We start from the raw sequence: 11249 nt of genomic DNA, 5'->3' as shown, positions 1-11249 counted from the left end.
GGCCGTCGCGGCGGGCTGGTGGCCGCCCGACCCGCACCCGGCGGCCAACCCGATCACGCACGCCAGCACCAGGATCCGGCCGGACATCGTTGGAAAGCTCATGGCAGGCCCGCTATCCGCTCTTGGCCAGCATCGAATACTGCGCCGCCACCCGCTGCGGGAACGACGACGGTTCCGCCCCGCTGAATGCCGCCTGCGACCCGATCATTGCGACATACCGGCCGTACACGACCGCGCACAGGTAGGTGTGACGGCGAATCGGCTCCGGCTCGTCGAGCTGCAGACAGGAGGCGTCCACCAGGCCCGGCGGGCTCGCCATCACGTCGTCGTCGCGCCCGGGCTTGGTCAGCGCCGCCTGTAATCCGAACGCCGCCGCCAGATCCCGGGTGCGATACACGGTGGCGGCATTGCGGGCGACCACATCCACCCCGGCCGCGTCGAAGGCCCTGCGGACCGCGGTGACATCCCGTTCGAAGTGCAGCGCACCGGCCGGACTGTAGAGCCCGCCCTGCGCGACACCCCACGAGTCCGTGTCCTCGTCGGAGCTGTCGAACTTGTTGGGCAGGGTCATCCGCAGCAGCCCGTCCGGATCGGCCGCCAGATCCGGAATATCCTCCAGCGGCGTAGGTTTCAGGTCCGCCATGCGCGCCAGCTGGGCCTGTAGCACGGCTTTCAGGCGTTCCTCGAGCGCGGTGGCGTCGGTCTGCGGGATCACCACGTGCTCGACGATCACGTACACGCCGTGCGCCGCGAACAACTGCCCGCGGTCATCGGTGACCGCCGAGGCGCGGGCGTCGACGCCGTCGATCACGATCGGATGCGAGCCGGGCGTGGCCAGCGTGTCGGCGAATCCGTTCGCGGCCGCCCGCGCCGCCTGCTCGGTCGGAAATCGCATGAGCGCCAGCGTGATGTGCTTGCGCGCCCGCACACTGCCGTTGTTGCGCCAGATGTACGCGCCCGCGATCAGCCGGTTCGCCACGGCGACCGGCTGCCAGTTCTTCGGGAACGGCGCGTTCTTGCCGAGGAAGTCGTCCGGATCGCCGAAATTGCCGTCGGAGGTGTCCAGCGTCCGGGCCGCACCCAGCTGCGTGACGTCCGGGTCGATCTCGTCCGGGCTCACCAGATAGGTGAGCATTCGCCGGGATTCGATGCGGTACACGTCCGTCGCCGCACTGTAGAGCGGATCGTAGTCGGCGGGGGACGAAGGGTACGGGCCCGTCACGAGTTTCGACCAGTCCGGAGCGGTCATCCCCGGCGTCGGATGCCCCGCGATCGGCTCCGCCGCCCACGCGATGAGCACGGCCAGCGTCGCCGCCAGCGCCGCGATCACCAGCAAACCGGCACGCAGCCTTCGGGATTCACGAATTCTCCGCACCGCTCACCTACTTGTCACCAGCACGTACTGTGCGGAGGTCTTCTGATACAGCTCCAGCACATTGCGTGCCCCCACCTGCACGTTGTACCGGTCCACGTGAAAGGTGCACTGGTTGAAGACGACTTCCCCGTTCGACAGGATCGAGAAGCAACCGACATCGCCCGGGAAATCCGGCGGTGGTGCGAGGGTCTGCTGGTTGTCGGGCTTGCCGGTGGCCGGATTCCAGCGCTGCCACAGGGCTTCCGCGGCCGTGCCGGTCCGGCTGTGGAACACGATCGCGTCGCCGTACCCGACCAGATCCACCTGGCCGACGGTCAGGAAATCGAGGTCGGTGTCGTCGAGGCTCTGTAATGCGCCCCGGCCGGTGTAGGCCCCGTCCGGATCGGGGCGCAACGTCTCCTCGGGATTGGTCGGCAGTGTCCGGCCGAGAATGCCGTCCGGATCCAGCGGCATGTGCTCGAACTTGTCCGAGGGTGTGGGCACGAACGTGTCCAGCAGCGGCAGCGCCACATTCAGCATCTGCTCGGTGCGGGCGGTCAGATCCGCCAGGTTCGGCGCGGACAGCTCATCGACGACCTTGATGAAGACCACGTAGCGATCGTGCACCGTCCACGAACCCAGCGACGCCACGTTCGGCCGCCAATGCGCCCGGCTGTCAGCGTATTTCGACAGCGTGACCGGGCGATTGTCGACGTTGTAGGTGAAGTCGTCGTGCTCGAGCGCCGGGCCGACCGCCGCCGCGCGGCCCGCGTCGGGCAACTCCAGCACCGCGATGCTGAGCTTGCGGTGCTTCTCGTCGGAATCCTTGCCCGTGCACCAGGTGTTGACCCAGCCGCCGCGCAGATCGTGGGCGACATCGTCGAAGGTGTCGTTGATCAGGATGTCGCCCAGGCCCTTGTGATTGGTGACCAGGTGCGGGTGGACATCGTTGGAGCACTCGTAGGCGTAGTCGCGGTCCGCCTCGAACGGCAGCGCCACATGGTCCGACAGCCGCTGCGATTCCCGTATCCGGGACTGCTTGTCGGTCTTGGCGTTTCCCAGCACCCGCGGCACCGTCTGATAGTTGCCGACCTGCAGGCGCGCCGGATCGGTCTGCTGCCGGACCGGGGTGCCGGAAACGTCGGTGGCGCAACCCGTTCCGGCGGCGAGCACCAGCGCCAGGGTCACCGGCAGCAGCGTCCGCGACGCGATCGATCTCAACGACCCCCTCCTCGCGCCGGATTTTACCGCGCCCCAAGCCTTCTCGCGTGCGAACGCAGCGCCCCGCCGAGGCCGGTGCGCGGCCCGCGCGGGCGTGTCCGCGCTGTGGTGTCGGACACGATCGGACGGCGATCCGGACGCGGTGACGTCTCGGTCCGCGATCGAGGCCGCGGGCCGCACCCGAGGGCATTTCCTTAGCAAGGCGGCAAATTCGGTGGTCGGCGCGCCGCAGCCCTCACCGGCAGGCATGTATCACAGTGATTAACACAAATTCGCAATCGCCGAGCCGGGACTGTGAAGATTGCTGCGAACGGGACTTCGATGCCCGATCCGTGTCCGGGGGCAGGTACCTTCTTTCCATGTTCTCCAAAGTCCTGGTCGCCAACCGCGGCGAGATCGCCATTCGCGCCTTCCGCGCGGCCTACGAACTCGGCATCGGAACCGTGGCGGTCTTTCCGTACGAGGACCGCAACTCCGTGCACCGGCTCAAGGCCGACGAGGCGTACCAGATCGGTACCCCCGGCCATCCGGTACGGGCGTACCTGTCGATCGAGGAGATCATCAAGGCCGCCCAGACCGCGGGCGCGGACGCCGTCTACCCCGGTTACGGCTTCCTGTCGGAGAACCCGGACCTCGCCGCCGCCTGCGCGCGGGAGGGCATCACCTTCATCGGGCCCTCGGCCCACGTCCTCGAACTGACGGGTAACAAGGCGCGCGCCATCGCCGCGGCCAAGGCCGCAGGACTGCCGGTGCTGCGGTCGAGCGAACCGTCGTCGGATGTGGACGCGCTCATGGCGGCCGCCGAGGACATGGAATTCCCGGTCTTCGTCAAGGCCGTCGCCGGTGGTGGCGGCCGCGGTATGCGCCGGGTCGCCGATCCCGCGCAGCTGCGCGAATCCATCGAGGCCGCCGCGCGCGAGGCCGAATCCGCCTTCGGCGATCCGACGGTGTTCCTCGAGCAGGCGGTGATCAACCCCCGCCACATCGAGGTGCAGATCCTCGCCGACCAGCACGGCAATGTCATCCACCTCTTCGAGCGCGACTGCTCGCTGCAGCGCCGCCACCAGAAGGTGATCGAGCTCGCGCCCGCCCCGAACCTGGATCCCGCGCTGCGCGAACGCATCTGCGCGGACGCGGTCGCCTTCGCCAAGCAGATCGGGTACTCCTGCGCGGGCACCGTGGAATTCCTGCTCGACGAGCGCGGCAATCACGTGTTCATCGAGATGAATCCGCGAATCCAGGTGGAGCACACGGTGACCGAGGAGATCACCGATGTCGACCTGGTGCAGTCGCAGCTGCGCATCGCGGCGGGGGAGAGCCTCGCGGATCTCGGCCTGAGCCAGGACAAGATCCAGATTCGCGGCGCGGCCCTGCAGTGCCGCATCACCACCGAGGACCCGGCCAACGGGTTCCGGCCCGACACCGGCCGCATCACCGGCTACCGTTCGCCCGGCGGCGCGGGCGTGCGCCTCGACGGCGGCGCGAACGTCGGCGCGGAGGTCGGGGCCTACTTCGACTCCATGCTGGTCAAACTCACCTGCCGGGGGCGGGATTTCGATGTCGCCGTGGCGCGCGCCCGCCGCGCGGTCGCCGAATTCCGTATTCGTGGCGTGACGACCAACATCCCGTTCCTGATGGCGGTGCTCGACGATCCGGACTTCCGTGCGGGGCGGGTCACCACCTCGTTCATCGACGAGCGGCCGCAACTGCTGACGCTCAAGAGCTCCGCCGACCGCGGCACCAAGATCCTGAACTACCTGGCCGACGTGACCGTCAACAAGCCGCACGGCTCGCGCCCGACCAAGCTGTACCCGCACGACAAGCTGCCCGCCCTCGACCTGACCGTCCCGCCGCCGCCCGGCACGCGGCAGCGACTGCTGGAACTCGGACCCGAAGGGTTCGCGCGGTGGCTGCGCAATCGCGAGGGCGTGGCCGTCACCGACACCACCTTCCGTGACGCGCACCAGTCGCTGCTGGCCACCCGGGTGCGCACCAACGGCCTGCTCGATGTCGCCGGGCATGTGGCGCGGCTGACCCCGGAACTGCTGTCCATCGAATGCTGGGGCGGCGCGACCTACGACGTCGCGCTGCGCTTCCTGTTCGAGGACCCGTGGGAGCGGCTGGCCGCGCTGCGCGAGGCGGTGCCCAACATCAACCTGCAGATGCTGCTGCGCGGGCGCAACACCGTCGGCTACACGCCGTACCCCGAGAAGGTCACGCGCGCTTTCGTTTCCGAGGCCACGGCCACCGGCATCGACATCTTCCGCATCTTCGACGCGCTCAACAATGTCGACCAGATGCGCCCGGCCATCGACGCCGTCCGCGAAACCGGCACCGCCCTGGCCGAAGTCGCGCTGAGCTACACCGGCGACCTGTCGAACCCGAACGAGGACCTCTACACCCTCGACTACTACCTCAAGCTCGCCGAGCAGATCGTCGAGGCCGGTGCGCACGTCATCGGCATCAAGGACATGGCCGGACTGCTGCGCGCGCCCGCCGCCGCGACGCTGGTCACCGCGCTGCGCCGGGAATTCGACCTGCCCGTGCACGTGCACACCCACGACACCCCCGGTGGCCAGCTGGCCACCTACCTGTCGGCGTGGCAGGCCGGGGCGGACGCGGTCGACGGCGCGTCGGCGCCCATGGCGGGCACCACTTCTCAGCCCGCCCTGTCGGCCATCGTTGCGGCAGCGGCGAATTCGCCCTACGACACCGGGCTCGATCTGCAGAACGTGTGCGACCTGGAGCCGTACTGGGAGGCGCTGCGAAAGGTCTACGCGCCCTTCGAATCCGGGCTGCCGGGGCCGACCGGACGCGTCTACCACCACGAGATCCCGGGCGGGCAGCTGTCCAACCTGCGGCAGCAGGCCATCGCGCTCGGGCTCGGCGATCAGTTCGAGCAGGTCGAGGCCAAGTACGCGGCGGCCGACCGGCTGCTGGGTCGGCTGGTCAAGGTCACCCCGTCCTCGAAGGTGGTCGGCGATCTCGCGCTCGCGCTCGTCGGCACCGGCGTCGACGTGGAGGACTTCGCCGCCGACCCGGCCCGCTACGACATCCCGGACTCCGTGATCGGCTTCCTGCGTGGCGAACTCGGCACCCCAGCCGGTGGCTGGCCCGAGCCGTTCCGCAGCCGCGCGCTGGAAGGCCGCGGCGCCGCCAAGCCGGAAACCCAGCTCACCGCCGCCGACGAGGCCGGGCTCAACGGGACCTTCGACGAGCGGCGCGCCACCCTCAACCGGCTGCTGTTCCCCGGGCCCACCGCCGAATTCCTCGCCCACCGTGAGAAGTTCGGCGACACCACCGGGCTCTCGGCCAACCAGTTCTTCTACGGCCTGCGCCACGACGAGGAACACCGCGTCCAGCTCGACAAGGGCGTCACCCTGCTCATCGGGCTGGAGGCCATCTCCGAACCCGACGAACGCGGCATGCGCACCGTCATGTGCATCCTCAACGGGCAGCTGCGGCCCGTCTCGGTGCGCGACCGGTCCATCTCCAGCGAGATCCCGGCCGCCGAGAAGGCCGACCGCACCAATGCCGGGCACATCGCCGCGCCGTTCGCGGGTGTCGTGACCCTCGCTGTCTCCGAAGGGGATTCGGTCACCGCCGGGGACACCATCGGCACCATCGAGGCCATGAAGATGGAGGCCGCGATCACCGCGCCGCGCGCGGGCATCGTGCGGCGGGTGGCCATCGCCAAGGTGCAGCAGGTGGAAGGCGGCGACCTGCTGGTCGACGTCAATCTCAACGAGGCCGCCGCCGAATGACCCGGATCGTGGCGGGCACCGCCGGGGGACGCCGACTGCGCGTCCCCCCGGCGGGCACCCGCCCCACCTCCGACCGCGTCCGCGAAGCCCTGTTCTCACTGCTGCACGCCCGCATGGACTTCGACGGCCTGCACGTCCTCGACCTCTACGCGGGCTCCGGCGCGCTGGCGTTGGAAGCCTTGTCGCGCGGCGCATCCCACGCCCTGATGATCGAATCCGACCGCAAGGCCGCGGCGATCATCCGCGGCAACATCGGCGACCTCGGCCTGCCCGGCGCGGAATTACGGCAGAACTCGGTGAGCGCCGTCCTGTCCGCCTCCCCGCCCGAACGCTACGACCTGGTCTTCACCGACCCGCCCTACGCCCTCGAAGTCTCCGACGTCGAAGCCGACCTGCAAGCCCTCGCCGACAACGCCTGGCTCCACGAGGAAGCCCTCATCGTCGTCGAACGCTCCACCCGCTCCCCAGAAATCACCTGGCCCAAGGGCTACACGGCACTGAAATCCCGCGACTACGGCGAAACCCGAATCGACCTCGCCGAATTCGAGGGCTGAGCGCCGACGGATTTCGTTGCCCCCGCTGGTCTGAATACCTGACAGGAACAGACCGGACTTTGGGAGTGCGTGATGTCGGAATCGGTAGGAACAGCTGTCGTCACCGGGGCGAGCCGGGGGCTCGGACGAGGAATCGCCACCGCCTTGGTCGGCGCGGGAATGCGGGTGATCGGGGTGGCGCGCGACCCGCAGGCGCTGGAGGAAGTGCACGACGAACTCGGTGACGGCTTCGTGGCCGTGGTCGCCGACGCCACCGACGAAGCGGTGGCGGAGAAGGTGATCCGGGTCTACCAGCCCGGGTTGCTGGTGCTCAATGCCGGGGCTTCGCCGCATGCCGCGCCCATTCACGAGCAGACCTGGGAGACCTTCAGCCGGAACTGGGGTGTCGACACCAAGCACGCGTTCGTATGGGTGGGGGCGGCGCTGCGACAGCCGCTGGCACCGGGAAGCACGGTGATCGCCCTGTCCAGCGGTGCCGCGCTGAACGGGTCCCCGCTCAGCGGCGGATACGCCGGAGCCAAATCGACCATCCGATTCATCCGTTCCTACGCCGCGGTGGAATCGGAGCGGGCCGGACTCGACATTCGATTCGTGGCGCTGCTGCCGCGACTCACCCCCGCCACCGGGCTCGGCGCGGACGCGGTCGCCGCCTACGCGGGCCGTGAGGGCAAGGACGTGGAAACCTACATCGCCGGAATGGGCCCGGTGCTCACCCCCGAACAGGTCGGCAAGGCAGTGGTCGAACTCGCCGCCGATCCCGACAGCGCTGCGGAATACTTGGTGAGCGGCGCCGGGCTCAGCCGAATCGGCTGAGGTATCGCGACCATGAAAACCAGCCCACCCCTGGAAGCAGCGGCCATGCCCCGAAATTCCGGACCACACACCGACATCATCGCGTCCCCGGACCCGGTGACATCCCGGGTAGCGGCTGGGTCCCCCGGTGGTACAGCGGGGCCCCTGGGAGCGGCGGCGTCCGGTGGCACTACCGGGTCTCATGGCGACGCGGCGCCTCCGGGTGCCGCGGCGTCTCCCGAAACCGCCGAATCTCCCTATACCGCAGCATGGTCCGGTGCGGCAGTATCCCCGGATAGTGCGGCATCTTCGGACGTCGGTGCGGCGGCCGAGCCCGGGGGACCTTTCGATCTCGCGGCAGGAGCCGCGGCAGCGGTGCCGACCGAGCGTGAATTCGCTGAGCTCACGGAGCGATTCAGGCCGGAGTTGATCGCGCACTGCTATCGGATGGTGGGGTCGGTGCAGGATGCCGAGGATCTGGTGCAGGAGACCTATTTGCGGGCGTGGCGGGGGATCGGCGGGTTCGAAGGGCGGGCGTCGCTGCGGAATTGGTTGTACAAGATCGCCACCATGGCGTGTCTGACCGCGCTGGAGGGGCGGGCGCGGCGGCCGTTGCCGTCGGGGTTGGGCGCGCCGGAGGACGATCATCGGGTGGCGGTCGCCGCTCGGGAACCCAGCGTGCCGTGGCTGCAACCCACGCCGGACACCTTGCTGTTCGGCGACCCGGCCGCGATCGTGGCCGGGCGCAATGGAATCCGGCTGGCTTTCATCGCCGCACTGCAACTGCTGCCCGCTCGCCAGCGGGCCGTGCTCACGCTGCGCGATGTGCTTGCCTTTCGATCCGCGGAGGTTGCCACCATGCTCGACACCACCACCATCGCCGTGGACAGCGCGTTGCGGCGTGCCCGCGCACGGCTGGCCGAATCCGGTCCGGTGCAAGAGGATCTGGCCGAACCGGACGAGTCGACGCAGCGTCGGCTGCTCGACGACTACGTTGATGCGTTCACGCGCGCAGACCACGCTGCGCTGCTCGCCCTACTGCGCGCCGACGTCGAGATGGAAATGCCGCCCATCCCAACGTGGTTCACCGGCCGGGAGGCGGTGCATGGGTTCCTCATGGCGCGCGTCGTACGAAAGGACCTGTGGCTGCTGCGCCCGACCCGCGCCAACGGCCAACCGGCGGTCGTCGCCTACAAGCATCTGGAAGGAAACCGCTACGGCGCGTACGGAATTCAGGTGCTGACCCTGATCGGCGACCGCATCGCCCGCATCACCTCGTTCAACGACCCGGCCCTGGTCGCGGCCTTCGGGTTCGAGACCGTCGTCGAGGGCTGAGCGGGCGCGGCGAGCCATCCGGCAACGCGGCACTGCCCGCCGTGTCACACACGGCGGGCAGTGTCAGGTGCACGTCGAAAACGTCAGTCCTGGAACGGGACTCAGTTTTCGAACAGGTCCTTGAACCCCTCGGGGGCGTGGTGCTTGCAGGTGTTGGCCAGGCAGCCCAGGTCCCACAGCTCCTCGATCGCCGACAGCGTCGAGTAGTGGTCGGTCACGTCGGTGGACGTCTTGTGGTGCGGGCCCGGCTTGCCCTTCTCGCCCTTGTCCTTGTGGACCTTGTCGGAGTTGATCACCAGCAGCGGGGCGTCGCCGCCGCCCAGCACGACATTGTTCGCGCCGACCGGGCTGCCCGGGCCGCCGGAGAAGCCGGAGTAGTCGTTCTCGTCCCAGGAGATGACGATGGAGGAACGGGTGTTCTTCCAGGTCTCCGAGTTCATGATCTTGGTGACGGTGTCCTTGAGGTAGTCGTCACCCAGGTGGATCGGGCCGTGCGCGACGCCGGTGGCCGGCTCCTCGCAGGTCGGCTTGTTGATCAGTGTGGCGGCGGCGTGCGAGAGGCCGTGCATGTCCGAGCACTGGTCGGGGCTGATCCAGGTGAAGGCGGGCACGTGGCCGCTCTTCAGGTCGGCGTCGAAGTTGTTCTCGAACGGAACGACGTTCTGCAGACGCTTGTTTCCCGGCGTGTTGATGTCCGAGAAGTACATGAACGGGTTGTGCTTCTGGGCGTACAGCTTCACCAGGGTGCCGTTGACGACGCCCGGCGCGTACTCGCCTTCGAAACCGGCCGAGGGCATGGCACCCATATAGGCCTTCCAGGACTTGTCCTTGGCCTCGAGCTGGTCGACCAGGTTCTTGCCGCCGAACATGTGCGCCTGGTTGGTCGCGGAGGCGACCTGCGCGGGGGTCAGCGCCGCGCCGGAGGTGCCGTCGCCGGAGTCGGCGACGAATTCCTCAGGGGCGCACTTGGAGTCGGCCCCGGCCTTGCAGTCGTCCCAGATGCCCTGGAAGTCGCCCGAGAACATGGACAGGTAGTTCGGCAGCGACGGGTGGGTCACGCCGTGGAAGCCGGTGGAGACGCCGTACTTGTTGGCCAAGTCGTTGATGAAGGGCGCGTCGGCGGTATTGCCGAGAATGTCCTCGTCGCCCTGGTTCTCCATCATGATGTAGAAAATGTGCTCGGGTGCTGACCCGTGGCCGTTCCCCGGGTCGGCGGACGCGTTCGCGCCTACCAGGCCGCCGAACGCGCTCACCGTCGCAGCCACAGTGACTGCGATCTTCCGACCCAACGATGCCGTTGCCATATGTGTTACTTCCTGATCGAGCGAGATTGCCGATGCAGCTTCGCAATTGGCTTCTCAAACGATCAACGGGAGCAAACCGAACAGTACGCGAACGAGGCGGGCGTTTCGGCGAACTGTGGGCGAGCATTTGTAGGGTTGCAAAACCATAGCTGACCAGGCATGACTGAAATGTCCGAATTGGTGCGGTCAGCGATCACCCCTCCCTTATAAGGTACCGTGCGGCCATGGCTGGAGCACTGTGCCCGGGGTCCTTCGACCCGGTGACCAATGGACATCTCGATGTGATAGCGCGCGCCGCTGAGCAATTCGACGAGGTAGTGGTAACCGTCGTGGTGAATCCCAACAAGCAGGGCATGTTCACCGTCGAGGAACGCATGGAACTGATCCGGGAGCTGACCGCGCACCTGCCCAACGTGCGCGTGGAATCCTGGCGCGGGCTGACCGTCGACTTCGCCAAGCAGCAGGGCATCACCGCCATGGTGAAGGGCCTGCGCGACTTCACCGATTTCAGTTACGAGTTCCAAATGGCGCAGATGAACCGCAAACTCACCGGCGTCGACACCTACTTCATCGCCACCAATCCCACCTACAGCTATGTGTCCAGCTCCCTGGTCAAGGAGGTCGCCTCCTACGGCGGCGACATCACCGACTTCGTGCCCCCGGCCGTCCACAAGCGCCTGCTCGCCCGCATCGCCGAACGCAAGAACTGACATTCGCTGAACGCAAGAACTGGCACTAGCCGAACGCAAGAGCTGACACTCGCGGGGCCGCAACCCCTTACGGTCCCGCGAGCGTGCGGTCCGCGGTTCATACCGCCCGGATCGGGAGGCGGCGCGGTTCCGGCGCGGGGGCCGGTTCGATGCGGCCGAAGGTCGGTGCGCGGTCGGGCGTGAGCGGCGCGCGCAGCCGCCGGGCGGGGTTGCGG

General features: G+C 68.1%; 8 protein-coding genes. 5 read left to right on the top strand and 3 right to left on the bottom strand.

Features of this window, described 5'->3' with window-relative positions; all coding sequences use genetic code 11:
• Positions 1-112: 112 nt before the first annotated feature.
• Positions 113-1375, bottom strand: coding sequence for a DUF7373 family lipoprotein (locus ACWELQ_RS23945; protein ID WP_452399283.1), 1263 nt, complete (start codon positions 1373-1375; stop codon positions 113-115).
• Between the two features lie 3 nt (positions 1376-1378).
• On the bottom strand, positions 1379-2575 hold the full coding sequence (locus ACWELQ_RS23940; protein WP_452399282.1) for a DUF7373 family lipoprotein: 1197 nt from the start codon (positions 2573-2575) through the stop codon (positions 1379-1381).
• Positions 2576-2934: 359 nt separating this feature from the next.
• Here ACWELQ_RS23940 and ACWELQ_RS23935 point away from each other — a divergent pair, with 359 nt between their 5' ends.
• The 4 genes from ACWELQ_RS23935 to ACWELQ_RS23920 all read left to right on the top strand — a co-directional run bounded on the left by ACWELQ_RS23935 (position 2935) and on the right by ACWELQ_RS23920 (position 9020).
• On the top strand, positions 2935-6339 hold the full coding sequence (locus ACWELQ_RS23935; protein WP_452399281.1) for a pyruvate carboxylase: 3405 nt from the start codon (positions 2935-2937) through the stop codon (positions 6337-6339).
• Positions 6336-6893 carry a 16S rRNA (guanine(966)-N(2))-methyltransferase RsmD gene (gene rsmD, locus ACWELQ_RS23930; RefSeq protein WP_452399280.1) on the top strand — a complete coding sequence of 186 codons (558 nt, stop codon included), beginning with the start codon at positions 6336-6338 and terminating at the stop codon, positions 6891-6893. The genes ACWELQ_RS23935 and rsmD overlap by 4 nt, the downstream gene beginning before the upstream one ends.
• A gap of 72 nt (positions 6894-6965) precedes the next feature.
• Positions 6966-7706 carry an SDR family oxidoreductase gene (locus ACWELQ_RS23925; protein WP_452399279.1) on the top strand — a complete coding sequence of 247 codons (741 nt, stop codon included), beginning with the start codon at positions 6966-6968 and terminating at the stop codon, positions 7704-7706.
• Between the two features lie 354 nt (positions 7707-8060).
• Positions 8061-9020 carry an RNA polymerase subunit sigma-70 gene (locus ACWELQ_RS23920; protein ID WP_452399278.1) on the top strand — a complete coding sequence of 320 codons (960 nt, stop codon included), beginning with the start codon at positions 8061-8063 and terminating at the stop codon, positions 9018-9020.
• A 101-nt stretch (positions 9021-9121) separates the two neighbouring features.
• On the opposite strand, the gene ACWELQ_RS23915 is transcribed toward ACWELQ_RS23920, so the two are convergent.
• Positions 9122-10285, bottom strand: coding sequence for an alkaline phosphatase family protein (locus ACWELQ_RS23915; protein WP_452399277.1), 1164 nt, complete (start codon positions 10283-10285; stop codon positions 9122-9124).
• Positions 10286-10548: 263 nt separating this feature from the next.
• On the opposite strand from ACWELQ_RS23915, the gene coaD reads away from it, so the two are divergent.
• Positions 10549-11034, top strand: coding sequence for a pantetheine-phosphate adenylyltransferase (coaD, locus tag ACWELQ_RS23910; protein ID WP_452399276.1), 486 nt, complete (start codon positions 10549-10551; stop codon positions 11032-11034).
• The last annotated feature ends 215 nt before the right edge of the window (positions 11035-11249 follow it).

The organism is Nocardia sp. NPDC004722 (genome assembly GCF_053601505.1).
This window is presented reverse-complemented; position numbering and strand designations above follow the sequence as displayed.